General features: G+C 65.9%; 18 protein-coding genes and 7 pseudogenes. 7 read left to right on the forward strand and 18 right to left on the reverse strand.

Annotated elements, in window-relative coordinates; genetic code table 11:
• Positions 1 to 140: 140 nt before the first annotated feature.
• Positions 141 to 308 (forward strand): annotated as a pseudogene (locus ABLE93_RS22290) (P-type DNA transfer ATPase VirB11); the annotation flags it as partial.
• Between the two features lie 253 nt (positions 309 to 561).
• On the opposite strand, the gene ABLE93_RS22295 reads toward ABLE93_RS22290, so the two are convergent.
• From ABLE93_RS22295 to ABLE93_RS22345, 11 genes and pseudogenes are all read right to left on the reverse strand, one after another.
• A complete protein-coding gene (locus tag ABLE93_RS22295; protein ID WP_348841972.1) occupies positions 562 to 918 on the reverse strand; it encodes a hypothetical protein in 357 nt (118 codons plus the stop codon).
• 428 nt (positions 919 to 1,346) lie between these two features.
• Positions 1,347 to 1,933 (reverse strand): annotated as a pseudogene (locus ABLE93_RS22300) (NAD(P)/FAD-dependent oxidoreductase); the annotation flags it as partial.
• A 51-nt stretch (positions 1,934 to 1,984) separates the two neighbouring features.
• Complete coding sequence (locus ABLE93_RS22305) at positions 1,985 to 2,911, reverse strand: electron transfer flavoprotein subunit alpha/FixB family protein (RefSeq protein WP_348841973.1); 927 nt, start codon at positions 2,909 to 2,911, stop codon at positions 1,985 to 1,987.
• A gap of 1 nt (position 2,912) precedes the next feature.
• Positions 2,913 to 3,674, reverse strand: a complete 762-nt coding sequence (locus ABLE93_RS22310) for an electron transfer flavoprotein subunit beta/FixA family protein (RefSeq protein WP_348841974.1) — start codon at positions 3,672 to 3,674, stop codon at positions 2,913 to 2,915.
• 11 nt (positions 3,675 to 3,685) lie between these two features.
• On the reverse strand, positions 3,686 to 4,894 hold the full coding sequence (locus tag ABLE93_RS22315) for an acyl-CoA dehydrogenase (protein WP_348842011.1): 1,209 nt from the start codon (positions 4,892 to 4,894) through the stop codon (positions 3,686 to 3,688).
• A 31-nt stretch (positions 4,895 to 4,925) separates the two neighbouring features.
• The gene (gene pcaF, locus ABLE93_RS22320; protein WP_348841975.1) at positions 4,926 to 6,128 is read right to left on the reverse strand and encodes a 3-oxoadipyl-CoA thiolase; all 1,203 of its coding nucleotides are present in this window, start codon (positions 6,126 to 6,128) and stop codon (positions 4,926 to 4,928) included.
• Positions 6,125 to 8,185 (reverse strand): FAD-dependent oxidoreductase, encoded by a 2,061-nt coding sequence (locus ABLE93_RS22325; protein ID WP_348841976.1) that lies wholly within the window; start codon positions 8,183 to 8,185, stop codon positions 6,125 to 6,127. Before ABLE93_RS22325 ends, pcaF begins: the two co-directional genes overlap by 4 nt.
• Positions 8,186 to 8,266: 81 nt before the next feature.
• The gene (aliA, locus tag ABLE93_RS22330; protein ID WP_348841977.1) at positions 8,267 to 9,925 is read right to left on the reverse strand and encodes a cyclohexanecarboxylate-CoA ligase; all 1,659 of its coding nucleotides are present in this window, start codon (positions 9,923 to 9,925) and stop codon (positions 8,267 to 8,269) included.
• Positions 9,926 to 9,947: 22 nt separating this feature from the next.
• Complete coding sequence (aliB, locus tag ABLE93_RS22335; RefSeq protein WP_348841978.1) at positions 9,948 to 11,120, reverse strand: cyclohexanecarboxyl-CoA dehydrogenase; 1,173 nt, start codon at positions 11,118 to 11,120, stop codon at positions 9,948 to 9,950.
• A 340-nt stretch (positions 11,121 to 11,460) separates the two neighbouring features.
• Entirely contained in the window at positions 11,461 to 12,243 is a 783-nt protein-coding gene (badI, locus tag ABLE93_RS22340) for a 2-ketocyclohexanecarboxyl-CoA hydrolase (protein WP_348841979.1), read from the reverse strand.
• A gap of 9 nt (positions 12,244 to 12,252) precedes the next feature.
• Positions 12,253 to 13,023, reverse strand: coding sequence for an SDR family NAD(P)-dependent oxidoreductase (locus ABLE93_RS22345; protein WP_348841980.1), 771 nt, complete (start codon positions 13,021 to 13,023; stop codon positions 12,253 to 12,255).
• Between the two features lie 209 nt (positions 13,024 to 13,232).
• On the opposite strand from ABLE93_RS22345, the gene ABLE93_RS22350 reads away from it, so the two are divergent.
• Positions 13,233 to 13,802, forward strand: a complete 570-nt coding sequence (locus ABLE93_RS22350; RefSeq protein ID WP_348841981.1) for a MarR family winged helix-turn-helix transcriptional regulator — start codon at positions 13,233 to 13,235, stop codon at positions 13,800 to 13,802.
• Here ABLE93_RS22350 and ABLE93_RS22355 read toward each other — a convergent pair.
• Positions 13,768 to 14,934, reverse strand: a complete 1,167-nt coding sequence (locus tag ABLE93_RS22355) for an acyl-CoA dehydrogenase family protein (protein ID WP_348841982.1) — start codon at positions 14,932 to 14,934, stop codon at positions 13,768 to 13,770. The genes ABLE93_RS22350 and ABLE93_RS22355 overlap by 35 nt on opposite strands.
• Positions 14,935 to 15,100: 166 nt before the next feature.
• Between ABLE93_RS22355 and ABLE93_RS22360 the strand changes: the two genes are divergently transcribed.
• The 3 genes and pseudogenes from ABLE93_RS22360 to ABLE93_RS22370 all read left to right on the forward strand — a co-directional run bounded on the left by ABLE93_RS22360 (position 15,101) and on the right by ABLE93_RS22370 (position 16,655).
• On the forward strand, positions 15,101 to 15,496 hold the full coding sequence (locus tag ABLE93_RS22360; protein WP_348841983.1) for an alcohol dehydrogenase catalytic domain-containing protein: 396 nt from the start codon (positions 15,101 to 15,103) through the stop codon (positions 15,494 to 15,496).
• A 67-nt stretch (positions 15,497 to 15,563) separates the two neighbouring features.
• A pseudogene (locus ABLE93_RS22365) lies at positions 15,564 to 15,697 on the forward strand (IS5/IS1182 family transposase); the annotation flags it as partial.
• 163 nt (positions 15,698 to 15,860) lie between these two features.
• On the forward strand, positions 15,861 to 16,655 hold the full coding sequence (locus ABLE93_RS22370; RefSeq protein WP_348842012.1) for an ISAs1 family transposase: 795 nt from the start codon (positions 15,861 to 15,863) through the stop codon (positions 16,653 to 16,655).
• 276 nt (positions 16,656 to 16,931) lie between these two features.
• Here ABLE93_RS22370 and ABLE93_RS22375 read toward each other — a convergent pair.
• A pseudogene (locus tag ABLE93_RS22375) lies at positions 16,932 to 17,710 on the reverse strand (enoyl-CoA hydratase-related protein).
• Positions 17,711 to 17,846: 136 nt separating this feature from the next.
• Positions 17,847 to 19,865: an NADPH-dependent 2,4-dienoyl-CoA reductase gene (locus tag ABLE93_RS22380; RefSeq protein WP_348841984.1), complete on the reverse strand. Its 2,019-nt coding sequence runs from the start codon at positions 19,863 to 19,865 to the stop codon at positions 17,847 to 17,849.
• 321 nt (positions 19,866 to 20,186) lie between these two features.
• On the opposite strand from ABLE93_RS22380, the gene ABLE93_RS22385 reads away from it, so the two are divergent.
• Positions 20,187 to 20,969, forward strand: coding sequence for an enoyl-CoA hydratase/isomerase family protein (locus tag ABLE93_RS22385; RefSeq protein WP_348841985.1), 783 nt, complete (start codon positions 20,187 to 20,189; stop codon positions 20,967 to 20,969).
• A gap of 156 nt (positions 20,970 to 21,125) precedes the next feature.
• On the opposite strand, the pseudogene ABLE93_RS22390 reads toward ABLE93_RS22385, so the two are convergent.
• The 3 pseudogenes from ABLE93_RS22390 to ABLE93_RS22400 all read right to left on the reverse strand — a co-directional run.
• A pseudogene (locus ABLE93_RS22390) lies at positions 21,126 to 21,889 on the reverse strand (IS630 family transposase); the annotation flags it as partial.
• Between the two features lie 19 nt (positions 21,890 to 21,908).
• Positions 21,909 to 22,359: pseudogene (locus ABLE93_RS22395) on the reverse strand (transposase); the annotation flags it as partial.
• A gap of 91 nt (positions 22,360 to 22,450) precedes the next feature.
• Positions 22,451 to 22,774 (reverse strand): annotated as a pseudogene (locus ABLE93_RS22400) (phage integrase N-terminal SAM-like domain-containing protein); the annotation flags it as partial.
• Positions 22,775 to 22,796: 22 nt separating this feature from the next.
• On the opposite strand from ABLE93_RS22400, the gene ABLE93_RS22405 reads away from it, so the two are divergent.
• Complete coding sequence (locus ABLE93_RS22405; RefSeq protein ID WP_348841986.1) at positions 22,797 to 23,084, forward strand: type 2 periplasmic-binding domain-containing protein; 288 nt, start codon at positions 22,797 to 22,799, stop codon at positions 23,082 to 23,084.
• A gap of 78 nt (positions 23,085 to 23,162) precedes the next feature.
• On the opposite strand, the gene ABLE93_RS22410 is transcribed toward ABLE93_RS22405, so the two are convergent.
• On the reverse strand, positions 23,163 to 23,768 hold the full coding sequence (locus tag ABLE93_RS22410; RefSeq protein ID WP_348841987.1) for an NIPSNAP family protein: 606 nt from the start codon (positions 23,766 to 23,768) through the stop codon (positions 23,163 to 23,165).
• Between the last annotated feature and the right edge of the window lie 30 nt (positions 23,769 to 23,798).

Here is a 23,798-nt window from a genome sequence, read left to right on the forward strand (position 1 = left end):
TGCGGTTGGATCGTCCCAAAAGACGGTTTCTGAAGCCGTCGGGTCAGGGATCAAGACGCAAAACGGGATTGGAATCAGCGGTTGCCCGGCCAGCCTACTCGATCAAATTTCCATCGCGGATTTTGGGGTTTCCGTTCCGATTGACAGTGAAGGAATCTGATGGTAAACTTGATTCTGAGCTGAGCGATATCCGCGACCTGCTGAAGATCGCGATCGACGTCATCGTTCAGTGCAGGAGAGCAGGGGGGCGATTTCGGGTGACGGAGATCTATTTCGACCCACACCAAGATAGCGACGCGAACGGGTAGCCTCCGGGAACGCTGAGTGGGCACGATTTGCTTTACGACTCTCGACACAAAATTAGCGGTGCTCGTTCATGTACTCAGTAGAGACCAGGGTGTATTCGAATACATGAATTACTCCGCGACGCCATTAGAGCGCGATCCGATCAGATTGAATCAATCTGATCGGTGAATCGCCCTCCAACTTCAAGTGAGAGAACGCGTTATCCGATCAGCTTGCGATGCAAGCTGATCGGCGCGTGCTCTAGTGTCGTCACTGTCAAAGAGGCCTTGCGCGCCCAATAATCACGGTGGTGTAATCTTCCAACGAGGCAAATGGCTCAGCCCTAGCTGCCACCCATAACAACGTTTTTTGTGTGAAGCCATCACTCTCCAATAAGTGCCCCTCTATGACTGTCTTGATCGAATATGATCCGATTAGATCATCGGCCTCGACCCGCATCATAAGCATATTTACAGTTGTATTCATAATCGCTCGGCCTGTATCAAATTTCATTATCCATCCATCTGGAGATGTCGTCATTGAACATAATGACGCAAGTTGGGTGGATAGCATAAGGATGATGGACTTCGGATCCTTGCTTGCAATAAATGCTTCTGAAATGACACGACACACAACAATATCTCCGTTATTTTGCTGTGCTTTTACTCAGTTTCGTCCATTTGATCATGTCCACCTGGGGCCTTCCTCGAGACGATCCAGGCGGTGTCCAGTTGGAAAAAACGTGCTGGTCCACGTGAGCTTTTGCAAAGCGCCTATGAGCCCGTTGCAGAATAGGTCGGGATTGGCGGCATGAAGCGGTCGCCGGCTGTTTTTCGCGGTCGATGGCCGCGTCCCCCGCGCTATAGCCTCAATTCCAGAGCCATTTTCCGCCTTTCCGGCCACGGCGGACGGACTCCGAGTGTAGTTTCTTGATGTTGTGGGCGGAGCAGTGCAGGCTCCACTCGCCCTTGGTCTCCTGCTCGCCGCGCATCATGAAGCGCTCCGCGTGCTGGGTCTTCTTCATTTGACCGAACACCGGTTCCACGGTCTGGCCGCGTCGTGATCACCTTCTTGGCCAGGGAGCCGCGCACCCCTTCTCCGAGAAAGACATATTTGCCGTGCAACTCCATGCCCGGTTCATAGGCGGGGCCATGGCTTCCATCGGCAGCGCGGCCGAACTCGCCGGCGATAACGCCTTTCACCTCCCCGTCCTCGCCGTAGACGAGAGCCGAGCAGGCCATGCCAGGGAAGATCTCGATGCCCAGATCTTCCGCCTGCCGCGCCATCCAGCGGCACACATTGCCCATGGAGACGATGTAGGCGCCGTGGTTCGACATCAGCGGCGGCATGGGACAATTGGGGATGCGCATCCCGCCCTTGGCAGTGAGGAAATGGAAATTGTCCTCGCGCTCGGGGACAGTGACTGGCGCATCCCGCTCGCGCCAGTCAGGGATGAGCGCATCGAGCCCGCACGGATCGAGCACCGCGCCGGAAAGGATGTGGGCGCCAACCTCCGAGCCTTTCTCCAGCACCACCAGGGCGATTGGGGATCAAGCGGCTTCAGTCGGATCGCGGCGGCAAGGCCTGCAGAGCCCGCGCCGACGATCACGACATCATAGGCCATCGCCTCCCTTTGGATCTCGGCCATTGCGTCTTTCTTTACTTGCATTGGCCTTACGCTGGAGGAGTGCAGCCGGGCTCAGAGCTTGCTTGTCAGTTCCGGAAGGATCTGGAAGAGGTCGCCTACGAGGCCATAGTCAGCCACCTGGAAGATGGGCGCCTCCTCGTCCTTGTTGATGGCGACGATGACTTTCGAATCTTTCATGCCGGCGAGGTGCTGGATGGCGCCGGAGATGCCCACCGCCAGATAGACGTCGGGCGCCACCACCTTGCCGGTCTGGCCCACCTGCCAGTCGTTGGGCGCGAAGCCCGCATCCACCGCCGCGCGACTTGCCCCCACCGCGGCGCCGAGCTTGTCGGCGAGCGCCGTGATGAAGGCGAAATTCTCGGCAGAACCCATGCCGCGCCCGCCGGAGACGATGACCTTCGCGCTGGTCAGCTCTGGCCGTTCGCTTACCGCCACCTTGTCCTCGACGAAGGTGGACAGGCCCGTATCGGCCGGACCCTTGACGGTTTCCACCGACGCTGCGCCGCCCCCAGCCGCCGGCGTGAAGGAGGCGGTGCGCACGGTGAAGACCTTCACCGTGTCGGACGATCTGACGGTCTGGATGGCATTGCCCGCATAGATCGGCCGCGCGAAGGTCTCGGCATTGATCACGGCCGACACGTCCGGGATCACCATCATGTCCAGCAGCGCCGCCACGCGCGGCAGCACATTCTTGGCCGCCGCCGTCGCGGGAGCGACGATATGGCTATAGCCACCCGCCAGCGAGACGATCAGGTCGGCCAGCGGCTCGGCAAGGCCCTTGCCATAGGCCGGCGCTTCGGCCGCGAGCACCTTGGCCACACCGGCGAGGTTCGCCGCCTCGGCCGCGGCGCCCGCCACCCCATCGCCCGCCACCAGCACATGCACCTCGCCAAGGCTTGAGACGGCCTGCAGCGCCTTCGCAGTGGCATCGCGGCCAAGGGTGCCGCCCTTCAGGTCGGCAATCAGCAGAACAGCCATCTCAGATCACTCCTGCCTCGTCCTTGAGTTTCGCGATCAGCTCGTCCACCGAGCCGACCTTCACGCCTGCCTTGCGGACCGGCGGCTCTTGCGTCCTCACCACGGTGAGGCGCGGCGTGACATCGACGCCGTAGTCGGCCGCGGTTTTCATCTCCAGCGGCTTCTTCTTGGCCTTCATGATGTTGGGCAGCGATGCGTAGCGCGGTTCGTTGAGCCTGAGATCAGCCGTGATGATGGCCGGCAGCTTCACCTTGAGGGTCTGAAGCCCACCGTCCACCTCGCGGGTGACGGTGGCGGTGTCGCCCTGGACCTCCACCTGGGAGGCGAAGGTCGCCTGCGCCCAGCCAAGCAGCGCCGCCAGCATCTGGCCGGTGGCATTCATGTCGTTGTCGATGGCTTGCTTGCCGGCGAAGACAAGGCCGGGCGCCTCCGCCTTCACCACCTTCGCCAGCAACTTGGCCACGGCGAGCGGTTCGATATCAACGTTCACATCGTCGGCGGCCTCGATCAGGAGGGCCCGGTCGGCCCCCATGGCGAGGGCCGTGCGCAAGGTCTCCTGCGCCGCCTTCACGCCGATGGAGACCACCAAGATCTCCGAAACGACGCCCTTCTCCTTCAGGCGGATCGCCTCCTCCACGGCGATCTCGTCGAACGGGTTCATGGACATCTTCACGTTGGCGAGCTCGACGCCCGAGCCGTCCGCCTTCACGCGGGCTTTCACATTGTAGTCGATCACCCGCTTCACGGGCACGAGCACCTTCATCTTGGCTCTCCTCAGAAGAACGCTTGCAGGCCGGTGATGGCGCGGCCGAGGATCAAGGCATGGATATCGTGGGTGCCCTCGTAGGTGTTCACCGTCTCGAGGTTGGCCATGTGGCGGAACACCTGGAACTCCCCGGAGATGCCGTTGCCGCCGTGCATGTCGCGGGCGAAGCGGGCGATCTCCAGCGCCTTGCCGCAATTGTTGCGCTTGATGAGGGAAATCATCTCGGGGGCGGCGTTGGCCTCGTCCAGGAGCCGGCCGACACGCAGCGACGCCTGAAGGCCGAGGGAAATTTCGGTGAGCATGTTGGCGAGCTTGAGCTGGAAGATCTGGGTGTTGGCAAGCGGCCGCTTGAACTGCCTGCGGTCGAGGCCGTACTGGCGCGCCGCATGGAAGCAGAACTCGGCGGCGCCGAGCACGCCCCAGGAGATGCCGTAGCGCGCGCGGTTGAGGCAGCCGAAGGGACCCTTCAGCCCCTCCACGTTGGGCAGGAGGGTATCCTCGCCCACCTCCACGTCCGCCATCACGACCTCGCCGGTGATGGAGGCGCGCAGGGAGAGCTTGCCGCCGATCTTCGGCGCCGAAAGGCCCTTCGTGCCTTTCTCCAGCACGAAGCCGCGGATCTTGCCACCATGCGCCTCGGACTTGGCCCAGATCACGAAGACATCGGCGATGGGGGCGTTGGAGATCCAGGTCTTGGAGCCGTTCAGCACATAGCCCGTGGCGGTCTTCTTGGCCGTGGTCTTCATGCCGGCGGGATCGGATCCGGCATCGGGCTCGGTGAGGCCGAAGCAGCCGATCCACTCACCGGAGGCGAGCTTCGGCAGGTATTTTCTGCGCTGCTCCTCCGAGCCGTAGGCATAGATGGGATACATGACCAGTGACGACTGCACCGACATCATGCTGCGATAGCCGGAATCCACCCGCTCAATCTCGCGCGCGATGAGGCCATATGCCACGTAGGAGGCGCCGGCGCCGCCGTATTCCTCCGGGATGGTGGGGCCGAGCAGGCCCATCTCCCCCATCTCCCGGAAGATCGAGGGGTCGGTCAACTCGTCGCGATAGGCGGCGATGGCGCGGGGCTGCAGCTTCTCCTGGGCATAGGTGCGGGCGGCATCGCGCAACATTCGTTCCTCCTCGGAGAGCTGGCTCTCAAGACGGAACGCATCGTCCCATTGAAAGGCCGACAGGTCCGGCGCGTCCTCCGCTTTCAGTTTCACTTCTCCCGTCACGGCTGTTCCTCCCGTATTCTCAGATTCGTTCCAGCAACAGCGCGGCGCCCTGGCCGACGCCCACGCACATGGTCGCGACGGCGTAGCGACCCGTGCCCCGCGCCAGCTCCAGCGCCGCCGATCCGGCGATGCGCGCCCCGCTCATGCCGAGGGGATGGCCGAGCGCGATGGCGCCGCCATTGGGGTTCACCCGGGGATCGTCATCGGCGAGGCGAAGCGCCCGCAGCACCGCGAGGGATTGGGCGGCAAAGGCCTCGTTCAGCTCGATGATGTCGATGGTATCGAGCCCGACCCCGGTCTTGGCGCAGAGCGTCTCCACCGCCGGAACCGGGCCGATACCCATGATGCGCGGCGCGACGCCGGCAGAAGCCCCGACCACCACGCGGGCAAGGGGGGTAAGCCCAAAGCGCTTCGCCGCCGCCTCGGACGCGAGGATCAGCGCCGCCGCACCGTCATTCACACCGCTGGCATTGCCGGCGGTCACCGAGCCGTCGGGCCGGGTGATGGGCTTGAGCCGCGCGAGGTCGGCGAGGGTCGTGGCGCGCGGATGCTCGTCCTTGTCCACCTCCTGGGTCTTGCCGCGGCCGAGGGCCACGGTGACCGAAAGGATCTCCGCGGCAAGCCGGCCGCTCGCCTGGGCCGCCGCTGTCCTCTCCTGGGAGCGCAACGCGAAGGCGTCCTGGTCCTCCCGGGAGATGGCGTGCTCGTCGGCGAGATTCTGCGCCGTCTCGGGCATCGAATCGGTGCCGTAGGCTTCGGCCATGCGCGGATTGACGAAGCGCCAGCCGATGGTGGTGTCGTGGATCCCGGAGGCGCGCGACCAGGCGGAAGACCCCTTGGGAATCACAAAGGGCGCACGGGTCATGCTTTCCACGCCGCTAGCGATGGCGAGCTCCATATCGCCGGACCTTATGGCGCGGGCGGCCGCTGCCACTGCCTCCAGCCCGGAGCCGCACAAGCGGTTCACCGTGGCGCCCGGCACGCTCTGCGGCAGGCCGGCGAGCAGCGCCGCCATACGCGCCACGTTGCGGTTGTCCTCGCCCGCCTGATTGGCGCAGCCCATCCACACCTCCTCCACGGCGGCGGGATCAAGGCCGGGATTGCGCTGGAGGAGGGCCGCGAGCGGCAGCGCGGCGAGGTCGTCGGCGCGCACAGGTGCGAGCGCGCCGCCGTAACGGCCGATGGGGGTGCGGATATAGTCGCAGATGAAAGCTTGGGTCATGCTTGCCCCTTCAGGTCGTCCGGGCCCAGCCCCTCGCGCGCGGCGCGGCGCAGGAGCTCGGGAATGCCCCAGGACAGCGGGTCTTCCGCGGCGAAGGCCTCAATCCGGCGGAGGATTTCGGACAGGCCGACGCGGCCGGCGTAGTGCATCGGGCCGCCGCGCCAGCGCGGGAAGGCGTAGCCGTGGATCATCACGAGGTCGATGTCGGCAGCGCGCGCGGCGATGCTCTCCTCGAGGATGCGAAAGCCTTCCTCGATCATGGAGCTGATGGCGCGAGTGACGATCTCCGCGTCGGAGAAGGTGCGGCGCACGATGCCGGCGCGGGTGGATTCCTCCACCACGATCTCGTCGATCAATGCGGACGCAGAGGCCTTGCCGCCGTCGTAATCATACCAGCCGGCGCCCGTCTTGCGGCCGAGCCGGCCGGTCTCCTCGACGATCCGGTCGGCGATGGGGATGTAGCGGAAGCCGTCCTTCGTACGCCAGCCGAGCCTTTTCCGGTTGGCATAGGCGATGTCGAGGCCGGAGAGGTCCTGCACCTCATACGGCCCCATGGCCATGCCGAAGCCGCGCAGTGCCTGATCCACCTGGGCCGGCAGGGCGCCTTCCATCAGCATGATGTCGCAGGTCTGGCGATAGCGGGTCAGGATGCGGTTGCCGATGAAGCCGTCGCACACGCCGGCCAGCACGGGGATCTTCTTGAGCCGCGCGGCGAGGCGCAGCGCCGTCGCCAGCGTTGCGGCGGAGGTGGTCCCCGCCCTTATCACCTCCACGAGCTTCATCACGTGGGCCGGGCTGAAGAAATGCAGGCCGAGGAAGCGCTCCGGATGGCGCACGCCTTCGCCGACCCGGTTCACGTCGAGATAGGAGGTGTTGGTGGCAAGGATGGCGCCTTCCGGCAGCGCCGCGTCGAGGGCGGCGAAGACCTGCCGCTTGACCTCCATGTCCTCGAACACCGCCTCTATGGCGAAATCCGCCGGAGGCAACGCGCCATAGCCCTCGTGGAAGCTGAAGCGCGTCGCCTGCTCCGCCTCGGCGGCTTCAACGGTGGTCTTGCCCCGCTTCACCGCATCCGCGTAGAGCCGCGCCACATTGGCCCGCGCCCGCTCGACGCCGGCGGCATCGCTTTCCACCAGCGCCACCGAAATGCCGTCTCCGGCCAGGGCGTAGGCAATGCCGGCGCCCATGGTGCCGCCGCCCACCACCACGGCGGAGGTGATGTTCGCCCCGCCGCCTTTTCCCTGCGCCATCGCGGCGCGCTCGGCAAAGAAGACATGGCGCAAGGCCGCCGCCTGATCCGAGGTCTTCAGTGCGAGGAAGGTCTCGCGCTCCAGCGCCAAACCCTCGTCAAGCGGCAGGCGGGTGGAGGCGTCAACGAGATCGATGGCCTTCAAGGGTGCGATCTGGCCCGGGCTGCGCCTTGCCGCCTGCTTGCGCACTGCCTCCACCGCGCCCGGATCGGGGGGCGGGGCCGGCAAGGCACCGGTGGCGGGCCGGCTGGGAACAGCAAAGGTGCGGGCGGCGGTCGCCGGATCGGCAGCGACCCCATCCACCAGCCCAAGGGCCTGTGCCTCGCTCGCGTCGATCACCCGGCCCTCACCGATGAGCGACAGGGCCGGCTCAAGGCCGATGAGCCGCGGCAGAAGCTGGGTGCCGCCGGCACCGGGCACGACGCCGAGCGTCACTTCCGGCAGGCCCAAAGTCGCGCCCGGCGCAACGACGCGCGCCCGGCATGCGAGCGCGATCTCCAGCCCGCCGCCGAGGGCGGCGCCATTGATGGCCGCCACCACCGGAACCGGAAAATCCTCGATCCGGCGGATGATGTCCGGCAGGTGGGGCGCCACGGGCGGGGCGGCGAACTCCCTGGCGTCGGCGCCGGCGATGAAGACCTTGCCGGCGCCCGTGAGCACCACCCGCGTCACTCCCGCGGCCTCGGCGTCATCGAGCGCGCGCGCAAGGCCTTGCCGCACGGCTTCGGAGGTGACGTTGACCGGTGGATTATCGATGGTGACGAGGGCGACGCCGTCGTCGACGATGGAATGAACAGGGTCGGACATGACAGTCTCACCCGCAGACATGAGGGAAGCGCGCCGCGCGGGTATTGCGCGCGTTCGGCGCGCATGGACGCTGGGGCAAGGTCATGACCGGGACTTCTCGTAGGCTTCGCGCAGCATGGTGCGCAAAGCGAACTTCTGGATCTTGCCGGAGGCGGTGGACGGTAGCTGGTCACAGACCTCCAGCCGCTCGGGATAATATTGCTTGGCCAGATGCTGGCTGTCGAGGAAGCGAACCATCTCCTCGAAGGAAAAGGTCTTGCCCTGCTTCGGCACGACGAAGGAGCAGGCGCGCTCGCCGAGGCGCTCGTCGGGATAGGCGACGATGGCAACCTGCTGGATATCCGGGTGCTTGTAGAGCACCGCCTCGATCTCCACCACGGGCAGGTTTTCCGCTCCGCGGATGATCACGTCCTTGGTCCGCCCGCAGATGCGGATATACCCCTTCTCGTCCGTGCGGGCGATGTCGCCGGTGTCGAACCAGCCCTCGGCATCGGTGGCGTTCCATTGGGGCCGTTTCAGATAACCGCCGAAATTGGAGCAGCCGCGCACATAGAGCGCGCCTTCCTGGCCCACCGGGACCACCTCTCCGTTCGCGTTGCGGATCTGAAGTTCCATGCCCGGGAGGGGAAAGCCGTCCGTGTTGACAGAGCGTTCATCGGGGTCGGAAGGGGAGACGAGTGTCACCGCGCCGTTCTCGGTCATGCCCCAGGCGGAGATGATCTTGGCGCCCAGCGCCTTTCGCGCCCGCTCCACCAGCGGCCCGGGAATGGTCGTGCCGGCGGAGAGGAAGATGCGCAGGGAGGAGGAATCCGTGCCGAGTTCCTCCACCGCATTGCTAAGGTCCATGAGGAAGGGCGTGGACGCCATCGTGAAGGTGACATGCTCCTGCGCGATCAGCCGCGCGGCCAGAGCCTTGTCCCAGCTGTCCATCAGCACCATGCGGGCCTTGAGCATCATCGGCATGGGGAAGCCGTACATGAAGCCTGTCTGGTGGGCCATGGGCGAGGCCATCAGGATGACGTCGGAGGCGCCGAGCCCGAGCCGGTCGGAATAGGCGACGAGGTTGGAGTACATGGTGTTGGCGGTGTGCATCACGCCCTTGGGCTCGCCGGTGGTGCCCGATGTGTAGATGAACTGGCACACGTCGTTGGCATCGCCCCGGTCGCGGGCGCTGATCTCGCGCAGGGCAGCCACTTCGGCGTCGAGGGCGGGGTCCATCAGCAGCGCGTCAAAGCTGTTCGGTCCCTCACCGTTCACGACGATCAGATGCTGAAGATCAGGCATCTCGCGCTGAAGCGCCTCGGCCATGGCCTCATGGTCGAAGCCGCGGAAGGTCTTGGGAATGGCGAATGCATGGGCCTCGCCATGGCGGAGCATGAAGGAGAGCTCGTGCTCGCGGAAGATGGGCATCACCGGGTTGAAGACGATGCCGAGCCGGAGGCAGGCGATGTAGAGAACAACGAACTCCCAGCCATTGGGAAGCTGGCTCGAAAGAACGTCGTCCTTTCCGAGGCCAAGCCGGTGGAGCCCGGCCGCAGCACGCCAGGCCAGACGGTCGATCTCGGCATAGGTGAAGTCACGCCGTGCGCCGGTACCGACTACGACGCTCACCAGAGCGATGGCATCTGGCTTCTCGGCGAGGCAGACGTCGAAATAGTCGAGCAGGGTCTTGCCCGGCCAGAAGCCTTCGGCCTCCATCCGGGCGCGGCGCGGCTCGATGAGGACAGCGTCGAACTTCATGGTTTCCTCCCCTTCTCTTGGATCAGCTGTTAACCGCTGCCCGGCCCGCCCGTTCACGGGCGATGATGTTCTTCATGATGTGCGCGGTGCCGTCGCCGATCTGCAGGCCGAGCACGTCCCGCAGCCGCTGCTCGAACGGCAACTCGGTGGAATAGGCGGCGTGGCCGTGGATCAGCAGGCAGGCGTGGATCGCCTCATAGGCGAGGAGCGGCGGCCACCACTTGGCCATCGCCGCCTCCGCCACGTGCGGCAGGCCGTTGTCCTTGAGCCACAATGCGTTATAGCTCAGCAGCCGCGCGCCTTCGACGCGGGTGTCGAAATCGGCGAGTTGGTGGGTGATGCCCTGAAAGGAGGCGAGCGGCTTGCCGAAGGCTCGCCGCTCGCCAATGTAGGCCCAGGTCTCGGTGAGGGACTGGCGAGCCGTGCCGAGGCATTGCAGGCCGATGAGCGAGCGCGAGAAGTCGAAGCCCTGCATCACCTGCACGAAGCCTTTGTTCTCCTCCCCCAGCAGGTGATCTACCGGCACCCTGACGTTGTCGAAGAAGATGGAACCGCGCCCGATGGCATGCTGACCCACGTCGGTGAAGCGGGTCGTCGAGATGCCGGGAGTGTCCATGGGCACGAAGATTGCGGAGACGCCGTGCGCCTTGTCCTCGGGCTTGCCGGTGCGGGCGAAGACGACGGCGGCGGCGGCCTGGTCGGCGGCGGAGATGGAGGTCTTCTCGCCGTTGAGGACATAGTGGTCGCCGGAGCGCTCCATCCTGAGGCCGAGATTGGCCGCGTCCGAGCCACCGCGCGGCTCGGTCAGCGCGATGGCCAGCATGATCTCGCCAGCAGTGAGCTTGGGCAGCCAGTAGCCCTTGATCTCGGGATTGGCAAAATTCGCGAGGATCTGGCCGTTCAGGGAGGCGAGGATATTCACGTAGCCGAAGTTGAAGTCGCCCTTGGCGATCTCCTCGATGATGACGCCTGAATACATGCTGCCGGAGCCGATACCGCCGAACTCCTCGGGCAGCTCGGGGGCGATCAGGCCGAGGCTGCCCATCTCGCGTACCAGATCCTTGCCGAAGCTGCCGGTGCGCTCGCGTTCCCGATAACCCGGCGCGAGGCGCTCGGCGGCGAACTTGGCGGCGAGGTCGCGCAAGGCGATCAGGTCTTCATTGTCGAAAACCGTTGGATATGCCGTCGGATTCATGGGGTTCCCTACCTTGGCTTTTCCTGCCGGACTGAGCTGTGGCCGCTTTAGTGCAGCCTTTAAGTGTCGCGGGCCGGCGCCGTCGCGGCGCGCCCGCCACCGCGGCGAGAGCCCTTGATGCGCACGTCCTGCGCCCTGCATCGATCCTGCCGCTGCGACCGCGCACCCCGCGGCCTCACGGGCCGTTGCCGCCATGCCGGCGCCCTGACACCGGCATGGCGGCGCCGTGTCGCCTCTGGCGCCCCTTGGCGGGACAGGATCGCGTCACGGCACACGCCCGTTCGGGGGACTGAAGCCACCGGGCAAGACGGCAGGCCCATCTGCCCGGTGGCCGTCCGGCCTACTTTCCGAACTTGCGGAAATCGGGCTTGCGCTTCTCGCGGAAGGCGACACCGCCCTCCTTGCTCTCGTCGGTGTCATAGTAGAGGCTGAGCGCGCGCATGCCGAGGGCGGAGATGCCCCGGATGCTCTCGCTGTCGGCGTTGAACGAGACCTTGGCCAGCGCCAGGGCCGTGGGCGAGCGGTCCATCAACTCGGCGACCCAGCGGTCCACCTCGGCGTCCAGTTCCTCATGGGGCACGACGGCGTTGGCGAGGCCCATGGCGAGCGCCTCTGCAGCGGTGTAGCGCTTGTTGAGGTACCAGATCTCGCGGGCCTTCTTCTCGCCGACCACGCGGGCGAGATAGGCGGTGCCGAAGCCCGGATCCACCGAGCCCACCTTGGGGCCCACCTGGCCGAACTGGGCCTTGTCGGAGGCGATGGTGAGGTCGCAGATGGTGGCGAGCACATTGCCGCCGCCGATGGCGAAGCCGTTGACGCGGGCGATGACCGGCTTCGGCACGTCGCGGATCAGGCTCTGCAACTCGTCGATGGGCAGGCCGATGACGCCGCGCCCGTCATACCGGCCGTCGTGGGCCGACTGGTCGCCGCCGGTGCAGAACGCCTTGTCGCCGACACCGGTCAGCACGATCACGCCGACCTTGCGGTCCCAGCCTGCGGTCTGGAAGGCGTGGATGAGCTCGTCCACGGTGTGGCCGCGGAAGGCATTGTATTTGTCCGGCCGGTTGATGGTGATCCAGGCGGCGCCGCCGCGGATATCGTAGAGAATGTCAGTATAGCTCATGATCTTCCCTCAGCCGTGCATGGTGAGACCGCCGGAGACCGAGATCACCTGGCCGGTGATGAAGGCGGCATCATCACTGGACAGGAACACGATGGCACCCGGCAGGTCGTCGGGCTTGCCCAGCCGGCCGAGCGGCACCGCGCGGGTGAAGGCGACGCGCAGCTTGTCCTTGTCGCCGGCCGCATCCATGAAGCTTTCCAGCATGGCGGTCTCGGTGACGCCCGGGCACACGGTGTTGAAGGTGATGCCGTTGCGCGCATGCTCGCGGGCGAGCGTCTTCATGAAGGCGATGACCCCGGCCTTGCAGGCAGCATAGACCGCCTCGCCAGAGGAGCCAACGCGCCCGGCATCGGAGCCGATGGAGACCACGCGTCCGGCAACGCCGCGCGCGACCATGGAGGCGAGCACCGGCTTGGTGATGTTCAGCACCGAGCGCAGGTTGATGTCGATGATCTTGGTCCAGAAGTCGGGCTCCGACTTCAGGAACGGCACGAACAGGTCCCAGCCAGCATTGTTGACCAGGATGTCGATGGGGCCGAAGGCGCTCTCTACTTCGGCTACCTTGGCTGCGGTAGCGGCAGCATCGGTGAGGTCCACCACCGCGATGGTGGCCTCGCCGCCGGCAGCCCTGATCTCCTCCGTCACCTTTTCCGCGGCGGCCGCGTTGATGTCGGCAACCACGATGCGGGCGCCCTCCTCGGCGAAGCGCCGGCAGGTTGCCGATCCGATCCCGCCGCCACCGCCAGTCACAACAACTATTTTACCCTTCAAGCCTCGCACGGTGGTCGTCCTCCACGGTCATGGGCAGGGGCGAAGGCGTCGAAATTTCGACATGTTATCGCCTATTCCGACGACGGGTCTTTTTTAGTGCGCCTGCCGCCCTTGTGATATTGCTCTAACGGGTCGCGCTTTTTACGTCAATATATTTCCTTAAATCGGCATGCCGGGGATCCCTTGACCGAGCGGTGCGGCGCGGTCAAAGTGCTGGAATGAAAAAGAATGGTGGCACTTCGCGCGGGATTTCGCCGGGCCTGAGCAACAGGCTCTTCTTCCGGCTCTACCAATGCGCCAACATGTTGCACAAGACCGGCACGCGGGCGCTGGACGACTATGAGATCACCACCCAGCAATGGGCGGTGCTCGGCGCCCTCACGCGCCCCGCTTTCGCCGAGGGCGTGGCGGTGGGCGACCTCGCCGCCTTCCTGCTGGTTACTCGCCAGAACCTCGCCGGCGTCTTGCAACGGCTCGAAGCCATGAACTATGTGGAGCGCACGGTGGATGCCAACGACAATCGCTCGCGCCTGATCCGCCTGACCCCCAAGGGGCGAAGCCTGTGGGATGCCAACATGCGCCCCGTCATCGCTGATTATTACGACGCGGCGCTGGCCGGCTTCTCCACCGAGGACAAGATCCACGTGATCCACTACCTCGACAAGATGCTCACCAACTTCAAGGCCCTCGATCCGGAGATCGCTGCCCGTCGTCCGGATGAAGGCGAGCCAGTGCCGGCCGCCGCGCCGGTCCCTAGAGTCCGGCGCGTGCCTTCGCCTCGGCGGTGAGCGCCTTGGCGATGATGATCTGCTGGATCTGGGTGGTTCCCTCATAGATCCGGAACAGGCGAGCGTCGCGATAGAGTTGCTCGGCCCGGTATTCGCGGATATAGCCGTTGCCGCCGTGGACCTGCACGTTACGGTCGGCGATCCGGCCCACCGCCTCGGAGGCGAACATCTTGGCGCAGGAGGCTTCCACGCTCACGTCCTGCCCGGCATCGCGCTTGCGGGCGGCATCGAGCACCATGCAGCGAGCGGCGTAGGCGTCTGCCTTCGAATCGGCAAACATGGCCTGGAGCAGCTGGAAATCGGCCAGGGGCCGGCCGAACTGCTTGCGACCCACCGCATAGGCCAGCATGTCGTCGAGGATGCGCTCGGCGAGGCCCACGCAGGCGGCGGCGATGTGCAGGCGCCCCTTGTCCAGCACCTTCATGGCGGTCTTGAAGCCCTGGCCCTCAACGCCGCCGATGAGCGCGTTTGCTGGCACCCGGCAATCGTCGAAGATGACGTCGCACACATGGGCACCCTGCTGGCCCATCTTCTTTTCCGGCTTGCCGGTGGACAGGCCGGGCGTTCCGCGCTCCACGGCGAAGGCCGAGACGCCGGAGGCGCCCTTCTGGCTGGGATCGGTGCGCGCCATGACGGTGAACAGCCCGGCATGCGGGGCATTGGTGATGAACCGCTTGGTCCCGTTCAGCACATAGACGTCGCCATCGCGGCGCGCCGTGGTATTGACCGACCCGGCGTCGGAGCCCACCTCCGGCTCGGTGAGGGCGAACGAGCCAATGATCTCGCCAGAGGCGAGGCCCGGCAGATATCTCGCCTTCTGCTCCGGCGTGCCGTCGATGGCGATGCCCTGCATGCCGATGCCCACGTTGGTGGCGAACATGGAGCGGAACGCCGGCGCGGCGCGACCAAGCTCGAACACCGCAAGCACCTCCTCCTCCATGGTGAGGCCGAGCCCGCCAAAGTCCTCCGGCGCTGTCAGCCCGAACAGGCCCAGCTCCCGCATCTCCGCCGTGATCTCGGCAGGAATGGCGTCGGTCTCGGCCACCTCGGCCTCTGCGGGGATGAGCCGCTCGTCGACGAAGCGGCGGATCGCATCAAGCAGCTGGGACAGGGTCCCGGGATCCAGAGCCATGATGTGCTCCCTGTTTCTACGGAAATATATTTACCTATATCTCCGGCCGCGGCATCCTACAAGGTGACTGGATGTACCGTTAAATTAGGATTCTAGGCGAGACCCCCAGCGTCGGCTTTGCCATGATAGGTCAATATGTTATCATGTATAAAGCGAGGAAAGAGCCATGAAGGCCATCACTCTGAAGCAACGCGGGGCGGAGGGGGTCGCCCTTGGCGACATGCCGGAACCCGCCATTCCCGCAGGGTGGGAGAAGGTGCGGATGCTGGCGGCGTCGGTCAATCGCGTCGATCTCTACATGCGCGACTCGGGCGCCGGCATCACCCAAGAGCTGCCGCTGATCGTGGGGGTGGACGGCGTGGGCGAGGTGGCCGAGGCGCCGGAGGACTCGGACCTCTCACCGGGCCACCGGGTGATCCTCTATCCGTATGAATTCTGCGGCACCTGCCGGCCCTGCCTGGCGGGGGACCAGCCGTTGTGCCATTGCGCGCGCATCCTGGGCGAGCACCGCCACGGCACCTTCGCCGAATACGTGGCACGCTGCCAGCGCGCTCGCTGGTGAAGCTGCCCTAGGAGCCTGTCCGAGAAATTATCTGGACCGCGGGGTTGCGCGGTGATTCACTGGTGTGATGGATAAGATATTTCGCGCATGGGACGTCGATCAGGGCTGGCTTTTGCCGCCTTCGGTGCATGAGTTCGTGCCGCTCGGGCACATCGCGCATTTGTCCGTGACACGGTCCGCGAGGCCCTCGACCTCTCGGCCAGCCATTTTGCCGAGTTGGCCGATCCGCGCCAAGCGCTCAAGGTGCTCTATCCACTCGACGAAGTGCTGCTTCTGACCTTCTGCGCGGTGCTGTGCGGGGCCGATGGCTGGGTAAGCGTCGCACCTGTTCGGCAGGCAGAAGCTCGCTTTTCTGCGCCGCTTCCTGCCCTTTGCGAACGGCACGCCGAGCCATGACCAACTCGGCCTGATCTTCGGCGCGCTGGATGCTGCCGCCTTCCAGCAGTGTTTCATCGCCTGGACGCAAGCCTTGAGCGGCGCCATCGCGGGCGTGGTCGCGGTGGACGGCAAGACCTTGCGCCGCTCCTTCGACCGGGCCGGCAAGAAGGGCACGGTGCATATGGTCTCGGCCTGGAGCTCGGCCCAGAAGCTGACCCTGGGAATGCGGGCGGTGGACGAGAAGTCCAACGAGATCACCGCCATTCCCGAACTGCTCGATCTGCTGGCCATCAAGGGCGCGGATTATGTGCTCCGCCTCAAGAGCAACCAAGGCGGCCTGCATGAGGATGTCGCGCTGCTGTTCAGCGAGCAGATGGCGAATGATTTCAAGAATATCCGCATCTCTACAGCAACCGACACCGATGCCGGCCATGGCCGCATCCAAAGCCGGCAGGTCTTTGCCACGGACGATATCGACTGGCTCAAGCAGCGCCACGACTGGGCGGGTCTGCGCTCCATCGTCATGGTGCTTTGCACCCGCGAAACCGACACCGGCAAGAGCACGGAGCGGCGCTTCTACATCGCCTCGCTGCCCGCCGATGCCGAGAAACTCGGTGCCGCCATCCGCCAGCACTGGGGCGTGGAAAACTCCCTGCACTGGATGCTCGACGTCAACTTCTGCGATGACGCTGCCGCATCCGCAAGAAAAACGCCCCGGCAAACTCACCGCCCTCAAGCGTACCACCCTCAACGCCCTGCGCAAGGCGCCAGGGAAGGATAGCCTCAAATCCAAGCGCCTCATCGCCGCATGGACGAGGAATTCCTCGCCAAAACCTCCAAAACCTATGACCTCAACTCATTCGATTCCCCTGCTATTGAAGGAGGCCTCCGCGACAAGGCCGCGCGCCCTTGTCCCGGACACGACGGCGCGGCCGCCCGCCTCCCGCCCTGCTCGCCCTCGCGGAGCACGGCACGCTGCTGCGCTCCGCCTCGCCAGGAAGGCGCGGAGTACCGCGTCTCCCGCCGCCATCTCGCCAGGAAAGGCCGGCCGGCGGGGTCAGTCGCCCGTGCTACGGAAGCGCGGCTTGCGCTTCTGCATGAAGGCGGCGACGCCTTCCTTGGATTCGGCGGTCTCGTAGAAGAGGGCAAGCGTCTGCATGCCGAGCGCGCTGATGCCGCGGATGGATTCGCTGTCGGAGTTGAACGAGCGCTTGGCGATGGCGGTGGGGCTCATGGCGAGGATCTCCTCGCACCAGCGCGCGACCTCGGCGTCGAGCTCGGCGGCCGGCACCACGCGGTTCACCAGCCCGATCTCCAGGGCCTCCTGCGCCTTGTAGCGCTGGCAGAGATACCAGATCTCCCGCGCCTTCTTCTCGCCCACCGTGCGGGCGAGCAGCGCGGTGCCGAAGCCGGGATCGACCGAGCCGACCTTCGGCCCGACCTGGCCGAACTGCGCCGTCTCCGACGCGATGGCGAGGTCGCAGCAGGTCACCAGCACGTTGCCGCCGCCGACGGCAAACCGTTCACCCGCGCGATCACCGGCTTCGGCACGTCGCGGATGACGGTCTGCAGCTCTTCCACCGGCAGGCCGATGAGGCCGCGCCCGTCGTAGCCGCCGTCGTGGGCCGACTGGTCGCCGCCCGTGCAGAACGCCTTGTCGCCTGAGCCGGTGAGCACGATGACGCCGACCGACCGGTCCCAGCCGGCGCGGTTGAAGGCTGTGATCAGCTCCTCGCAGGTCTGCCCGCGGAAGGCGTTATACTTCTCCGGACGGTTGATGGTGATGCGGGCGATGCCCCCCGAAGCCTCGTAGAGGAGGTCGGTGAAATCGGTCATGTGGGACTCCCTGTCCGTGCATGGTGAAGCCGCCGGACATCCCGGCGGCCTGGTGGGTGATGAAGCGGCCGTCGCGGCCTCGGAGCGTTGCGTCCTGTCACGAAGCCGGAGTAACGCCTGGAGCCTGTCGCCCGCCTCAGATGGCGACGGCGAGATGGGTGGCCTGACCAATGGCGCGCAGGGCGTCGAGCTCAGCTGCGACGTCCGCCCCCCCGATCAGCCGCGCCGGGGCCCCGAGCGCCACGAGGCCATCGTAGAGGCCCCGCTCGGGCTCCTGGCCGGCGCACAGAATCACATGGTCCACGTCGAGCACATGCGGCGCCCCGTCGACGACATAGTGCAGGCCCGCATCGTCCACGGCGCGATATTCGGCGCCCGCGATCATGGCGACGTGGGCGCGCCGCAGCTTCGCCTTGAGGATCCATCCCGTGGACTTGCCGAGCCTGCGGCCCAGCGCCTCCGGCTTGCGCTGGAGCATGAAGAGCTGGCGGGGCGGCGGCTCGCCGGCCGGCGCGGCCAGCCCGCCCGGGCTGCGCAATTTCGCATCCGCCCCCCAGACGCTCAGGAAGGTTTCCGGCACGAGGGATTCGCGCGCCTCCCCGACGAGATATTCCGCCACGTCGAAGCCGATGCCGCCCGCGCCGATGATGGCGACGCGCCGGCCCACCGCCACCTGGCGCGCGAGCACGTCCACATAGGAGAGGACCTTCGGGTGATCGAGGCCGGCGATGTCCGGCCGGCGCGGACGCACGCCGGTGGCGACGACGATCTCGTCGAAATTTTGCCGGGCGAGCTCCTGCGCGCCGACAGCATGGCCGAGCCGCACCTCGACGGACAGCGCCGCGAGGCGGGTGCGGAAATAGCGTAGCATCTCGTTGAACTCGCTCTTGCCCGGCACGACCCGCGCCATGTTGAGCTGGCCGCCGAGCGCCTGCGCCGCCTCGTGGAGCGTGACGTGATGCCCGCGCTCGGCGGCGTTCACGGCGAAGGCCATGCCGGCCGGCCCGCCGCCCACCACCGCTATCCGCTTCGGCGCCAGCGCCGGGGCGTCGGCGAACTCGATCTCGCGCCCGGCGCGGGGATTGACGAGGCACGTGGCGGTGCGCTCGGTGAAGATGCGGTCGAGGCAGGCCTGGTTGCAGGCGATGCAGGTGTTGATCTCGTCGGCCCGGCCGAGGCGCGCCTTCCTCGCGAACTCCGGATCGGCGAGAAGCGGCCGCGCCATGGAGACGAGGTCGGCCACCCCGCCTGCGATGATGTCCTGCGCGACCTCGGGCGTGTTGATGCGGTTCGAGGCGATGACCGCAATGCCCACCGCCGCCTTCACGTTGCGGATGGCGTAGCTCCAGGCCGCGCGGGGCACCGCGGCGGCGATGGTGGGGATCGCGGATTCGTGCCAGCCGATCCCGGTGTTGAGGAGGTCCGTACCGGCCGCCTCCATCCGACGCGCCAGCTCCTGCACCTCGTCTCCCGGCATACCGCCTGCGACGAGGTCCACCGCCGAGATGCGGTAGATGACGAGGAAGTCGTCGCCGACTTTCTCCCGGATCGCCCTGACGATCTCCACGGGAAAGCGGACGCGGTTGTCGAAGCCGCCGCCGAACTCGTCCGAGCGCTGGTTGGTGCACGGCGCGGTGAACTGGTTGATGAGGTAGCCCTCCGATCCCATGACCTCGACGCCGTCATAGCCCACCTCGCGCGCCAGCGCGGCGGTCGTGGCGAAGTCTGCGATCGTGCGCCAGACCTCCCCGGTCGCGAGCGGGCGCGGAGTGATCGGGTTGATGCGCGCGCGCAGGGCGGAGGCGCCCACGCACAGGCCGTGCTTGGCGTAGCGGCCCGAGTGGACGATCTGGAGCGCGATCCGGCCTCCGCCGTCGTGGACGGCGCCGACGATTGCGCGGTGCTCGTCCATCCTTGATGCGTCGCAGAGGCTCGGTGCGCCGGGCTCGAACATGCCTTCGGGGTTGGGCGCGTAGCCCCCGGTCAGGACGAGCCCCACCTCGCCGCGGGCGCGCGCTCCATAGAAGGCGGCGAGGCGTTCCTTCGCCCTGTCGAGGGTCTCGAGGCGGGTGTGCATCGCCCCCATCACGATGCGGTTGCGCAAGGTGAGGCCGCGCAGATGCAGCGGCTCCATGAGCTGGGGGTACGGCGACATTGCTCCTCCCGATCAGGCCCGGATCTGCGCTCAATATAAGACAATATATTTCCTTAAATCGCCACCGGCCTTTGCTGTCGTCGACATTCTCGCCATCCCGCGAGACAAAGGCCATACGCGTTCGACCTTTCCCACATATGTATCGTTTCCATGCGTGCGCCGCACGCTTCCGTCCCTGTGTCGACTTGCCCGATCCCGAAGCCCGCCTTTCGCGCAGGCTGCGGCGCGCCGAGGCGGGAACAAGCCTGAAACGTAAATATATTGACGTCAATCGCGACCCCCCTCTAGCATCTCTGCCGGTTTTGGAAGCGGGAGGATACCGTGACGATCGAGCTCGGGAGACGGGAAAACGTCGCGATCATGGTGGTCAACCGCGTGGAAGCGCACAATGCGTTGAATGCGGAACTCATCGCGGACATCGGCCACGCGCTCGACGCGGCCGCCGCTTCCGACGCCGCCGCCCTCGTGATCGTCGGCGCGGGGCGCAAGGCATTCTGCGCCGGAGCCGACATCAAGGAGATCGAGAGCCGCACGCGCGAGGAACAGCACCGCGCCGTCCGCCTCGGGCAATCGACGTTCGCCAAGCTCGACCAGCTGCCGATGCCCTCCATCGCCGTCATCCGCGGCTTCGCGCTCGGCGGGGGGCTGGAGCTCGCCATGGCGTGCACCTTCCGCCTCGCCCTGCCCGACGCGAAGCTCGGCCTGCCGGAGATCAAGCTTGGCCTCATTCCCGGCTATGGCGGCACCCAGCGCCTGCCGCGCCTCGTGGGCCCCGCCCGCGCCGCGGAGCTCATCCTGTCCGGGCGGACGATCGATGCCACGGAAGCCGAACGCATCGGCCTCGTCCAGGCGATCGTCGAGGGGGAGGATCCTGTGGCGGCCGGGCTCGCCTTCGCGGCGCGCTTCACCGGCCATAGCCGCGCCACCGGGCATCTCGCGCGCCGGGCCATCGAGGCGGCTTCGGCCCCCCCCCTCGCAGCCGGCCTCGACGTGGAGGCGGACCTGCTCGCATCGGCCTTCGTTTCCGCCGATGCGCGGGAAGGCATCGCCGCGTTCCGCGAGAAGCGGGCGCCGCGTTTCAGCCACCGCGCGATCGAGGCATAGGCCGCCGCCCGGCGGACCAGGAGCGGCGCGGTCGCGCGCCCTCTGGAGTATTTTCGAGCGAAGTGGAACTCGGTTCGCGTGAAGAAGGCGCGCCAACGCCTTGGGCGCGCCCGGCGCCGAGGGGCCGGATCTCGCCTACCCTAGAGCATTTTCCGCTTACACCGGTTCATATCCGGTGGCCTCGAAATAGTTTTGGCACTCACCGGTCGTGAAGGCCGGCGTAGCTTCGGCAATGGCCTGCCAGAGGTCTGGAACGGTTCGTGCGGCGGCCTTTCGCAGGAGTGCCTTGAGCTTGGAGAAGGCATTCTCGATCGGGTTGAAGTCGGGACTATAGGGCGGCAGATGGCGCAGCGTTGCGCCGGCGGCCTCGATGGCGTGGCGCACGCCGGCGATCTTGTGGGCGGGCAGGTTGTCCATGACGACGATGTCGCCGGGATTGATCTCCGGCAAGAGAACCTGTTCGACATAGGCCAGGAAGGCCGGGCCGTTCATCGCCCCGTCGAGCACCATGGGAGCCATTATCCCGCTCAGCCTGAGGCCGGCGGTGAAGGTCGTGGTCTTCCAATGGCCGTGCGGAACCGCCGCAACGCAGCGCGCGCCGCGTGGGGAGCGGCCGCGCAGGCGGGCCATCTTGGTCGAGGTCCCGGTCTCGTCAATAAAGACCAGCTTTTCCGGATCGAGATCCAGTTGCCCGTCGAACCAGGCCTGCCGGGCCGCCTTCACGTCCGATCGCTGCTGCTCGGCCGCGTGCGCCGTCTTTTTTTGTACGTCAGGCCGCACCGGTCGAGGAACTTCCACACCGTCGTCAGGCCGACCCGAACCCCATGGTCGGTGTCCAGCCGCGCCGCGATCTCGGCAAGGGAGATATCCTTCGTCTCTTCTACCAGAGCCCGGGTGAAGGCCTCATGCGGATCAGCTGCGAGCCACGCGGCTTGCACTCTGCTTCGATGCGGCGACAATCGTGGCATCGACGATCCGGCCGGACATGGTGAGAAAGCCCGCGGCCCGCAAAGCCTCGTCGAAGCGACGGAACAAGCCGTCGATCGCCGCGGCCTGCTTCAGCGCCTCGCGAAAGGTCCAGATCGTGTTGGCGTCCGGCACCCCATCGGCGAGGCCCAGCCCGAGGAAGCGCATGAACGACAGCCGGTCCTTGATCAGATACTCGGCGCGCTCGTCGGAGAGCGAATGCATCGCCTGCAGGATCAACACCTTGAACATCAGCACGTGATCGAACGGCGGCCGCCCGCCCTTCGAGCGATCGGCCCGCGGCACTGCCACTTCCAAGGCGGGGCGAAACATCTCGAAGTCGACCAGCGCCTTGATCCGCTCCACATCGTCGCCCTTGGCCGAAAGGTCCTTCAACCGCTCGTCGATATCGAAAACCCGGCATTCCCTTCGCCATGACCGCCCTCTCGGCTTCATGGCCCAGTGAATTCATATCAAGCGCTGAGCTGCCCGGGTTTTCGGAGGTGTCCAGGTGCGTCGGCGCTGAGAACCACCGGCAGCGTGCGTGGCGCGCGGGCATAGGCGATACGTTCCGGGATCTCGGCATGGCCCAGCATCGCGCCATAGAAAAACCGCAGCGCACAGACGATCTGGTTCAAGGCCGGCCACGAAATCCCGGTCGAGACCAGATGCACCTGGAAGGCGCGGACGTCTTCGAGGCCAAGCCGGTCCGTGAATCGGCCAAAGTAGCGCGAAAACTTCGCCACCGTGTGCACATAGGATCGTTGCGTGGCCGGCGACAGATTGCGGATCGTCATGTCCTTGATCATGCGCCGGCGAAGCGGGCTCATCTCGGCCATCTCATTGCTCCTGTTCCAAAGATTGCGCTTCGACGGCCGCAATCCTTCAAAACAGAAGCGTCACCCGCAAACCGTCCCGCCAAATGCCGCGTCAGCGGCTTCGTTCAATCCCCTTCTCAAACACGCTCTGAGATCCACGGCCCTGAGCGGTTTCGGCATCGCAGACGGCACCTTGCGCCATCTGCTGCCGGACCTGACCCGCAATGAGCGCACCGTCGCGGGTGTATGGTTGGCTGGCCGCATCTATCCCGCCAAACTTGCCGCCTTCATCGATTTCATGCCGCTCCACCTGCCGGCGGAACTGCGCTGAAGGCACCTTCGCGGCCAAGCATCAGCTGCGCCCAGCCATCGTCCGCCAAAGTTCCAATTCGGCTGCAATGGAACCGGTTCAACTTGGATCTGCACGGTGCATCAGCGCACCCGGGAGAGGTGAAAATGCGGTCGGGATCATGATCCTGTTTTCCATTGTCATGATCATGGGGCGGATTTTCTTCAGGCATGCCTGCCACGCAGGCTGCTGCGCGAGCTTTGCCCTGCGCTCGCGCCGCACTTCGAGATTTTCATACCCCCACAGGTGCACCAACTGGTTCTGAACGCCGATCTCGGTGGAGAAATAGCCCAGGAACCCGCCCAGGACCTCGAGTTGCACCGGCAACCCTTCGGACGCATATATCGCCAAGTATTCATTCACACTCGCATATGTATGGAGAATATATGTACGTTCCTCGACAATCATCGAACCCTCTTCCCGCCAATTCCAACCCAACCAGCCTCGAACGCGCGACGCCCCGCCGCCCGACGCGACGGCGCGGCATCTTTTTCCGGCAGCCTCCGCGTGCAGGATCCGTCCGGCCCTCTCACGCCGGAGGGTGCTCCCGGCACCGGCCCGCAGGACCTCCCTGCTGAGCCATGCGCGAATGTTCTGCGCGGCGGTGTCCGGTCGTGGCTCGGGCATTTCCAGTGCCAGGACAGGCTTCCGGACCTCGCCGGCCATGGGGGACGCGGGGCCACCCAGGCCGTGGAG

Source organism: Xanthobacter pollutisoli, from assembly GCF_040044995.1.
Taxonomy (GTDB): Bacteria; Pseudomonadota; Alphaproteobacteria; order Rhizobiales; family Xanthobacteraceae; genus Xanthobacter.

Coding starts and splice junctions, on each gene's coding strand:
- ABLE93_RS22305 (WP_348841973.1), bottom strand. CDS start 2,911: ATGGCTGTTCTGCTGATTGCCGACCTGAAGGGCGGCACCCTTGGCCGC.
- ABLE93_RS22310 (WP_348841974.1), bottom strand. CDS start 3,674: ATGAAGGTGCTCGTGCCCGTGAAGCGGGTGATCGACTACAATGTGAAA.
- pcaF (WP_348841975.1), bottom strand. CDS start 6,128: ATGACCCAAGCTTTCATCTGCGACTATATCCGCACCCCCATCGGCCGT.
- ABLE93_RS22325 (WP_348841976.1), bottom strand. CDS start 8,185: ATGTCCGACCCTGTTCATTCCATCGTCGACGACGGCGTCGCCCTCGTC.
- aliA (WP_348841977.1), bottom strand. CDS start 9,925: ATGAAGTTCGACGCTGTCCTCATCGAGCCGCGCCGCGCCCGGATGGAG.
- aliB (WP_348841978.1), bottom strand. CDS start 11,120: ATGAATCCGACGGCATATCCAACGGTTTTCGACAATGAAGACCTGATC.
- badI (WP_348841979.1), bottom strand. CDS start 12,243: ATGAGCTATACTGACATTCTCTACGATATCCGCGGCGGCGCCGCCTGG.
- ABLE93_RS22350 (WP_348841981.1), top strand. CDS start 13,233: ATGAAAAAGAATGGTGGCACTTCGCGCGGGATTTCGCCGGGCCTGAGC.
- ABLE93_RS22355 (WP_348841982.1), bottom strand. CDS start 14,934: ATGGCTCTGGATCCCGGGACCCTGTCCCAGCTGCTTGATGCGATCCGC.
- ABLE93_RS22360 (WP_348841983.1), top strand. CDS start 15,101: ATGAAGGCCATCACTCTGAAGCAACGCGGGGCGGAGGGGGTCGCCCTT.
- ABLE93_RS22380 (WP_348841984.1), bottom strand. CDS start 19,865: ATGTCGCCGTACCCCCAGCTCATGGAGCCGCTGCATCTGCGCGGCCTC.
- ABLE93_RS22410 (WP_348841987.1), bottom strand. CDS start 23,768: ATGGCCGGCGAGGTCCGGAAGCCTGTCCTGGCACTGGAAATGCCCGAG.